The organism is Neisseria sp. P0021.S006, from assembly GCF_051956895.1.
On the sequence record NZ_JBQCWZ010000414.1, the window covers coordinates 1 to 1218 of the forward strand.

Below are 1218 nucleotides of genomic sequence, written 5' to 3' on the forward strand. Positions count from 1 at the left end.
CCATCATACAACATCTGATTGACTGGCTCATGACTAACCAAACCTAATACACCACACATATCGTGCTTCTCCGAGTTTGAAGATTAAATGGGTAAGCCGTCATTATAAAATAATTTAGATGAGTTTGCTCAAATTGTTGACAATATGATGCTAAATTTACGCAAATAAAAACGGATTCAGACGACCCATAGGCCGTCTGAATCCGTCAAACTTAATCATCCAATTCTTCAACTTCAGCCGCTTTACCCGAAAGATGGGACATTGCGGTATCTTTTCCAGGCAGATAAGGCATTGCAGCATCGGCAAGTGATTCAAAATACGGAATTGTGTGCGAACTTTGCCACTCTTCCGTTTTCGGCAAATCAGTGTGTGAAAAAACCATCACTGCCAGTGTCACCAAAATCACACCTTTCACTGCACCGAATACGCCGCCAAGCAAACGGTTGATGCTTCCCAAACCAACGGCAGACATCAAACTGCTCAACAGCGATCGTGCCAGTTTCTGCAACAGCCATGCCAGAAAAAACACAGCGGCAAAACCCATGGCAACCGCCAAAGAATGCGGCTCAACCGATTTAAAGACCACATCGGCAAACGGCATGGCAAGCGTTCTGGCGGCAATAAACGATACCACCCACGCCACCATCGCCCCTGCTTCGGCAATAATACCCCGTGTCAACGAGATAATGATGCAGATGACGATGACGGCGGCAGCCAACAAATCGGCAACAGGCAAATTACTCACTGGTCACCTGACCGGCAATGCCATGTACACGCAATTTGTTCAAATCGCGCTCGGCATCGCGTGCATTTTTATAACTGGCTGATTTCACGCGATACACCTTACCTTTATCGGTCATCACTTCAGTAATGGTCGAGTCGATACCTGCGGCTTTCATTTTACGTTGCAGGCTTTGCGCACGTTCTTTTTCAGCATAACCAGCCTGAATGGCAGCTTTTTTCGCAGGCTTGGCTTCTGCTGTTTCTTTTTCAGCTTTAGGCTTGGCTTTTTCAGACGGCTTCTCGGCAGTTTTTACCTTATCGGCTTTTTCTGCTTTGGCCGTTTCTGGTTTAGCTTTTTCATTTTTTGGTTTTTCAACTTTGGCTTCTGCTTTCTTAGCAGGTTCGGCCTTGTCTTTTACGCTGTCTTTGCTGTTTTTGGCAGATTTACGCTCGGCAATGGCTTTCTCTGCTTTTTCCAATTGTGCCAATTTATTG

2 protein-coding genes are annotated in these 1218 nt (G+C 45.7%); both read right to left on the bottom strand.

Going from position 1 to position 1218, the window contains the following annotated elements:
• Nucleotides 1-211: 211 nt before the first annotated feature.
• Nucleotides 212-745, bottom strand: a complete 534-nt coding sequence (locus ACTHUM_RS14595) for a CvpA family protein (RefSeq protein ID WP_107791926.1) — start codon at nucleotides 743-745, stop codon at nucleotides 212-214.
• The coding region (locus ACTHUM_RS14600; RefSeq protein WP_440403237.1) for an SPOR domain-containing protein at nucleotides 738-1218 on the bottom strand (481 nt) is incomplete at its 5' end. The genes ACTHUM_RS14600 and ACTHUM_RS14595, both read right to left, overlap by 8 nt.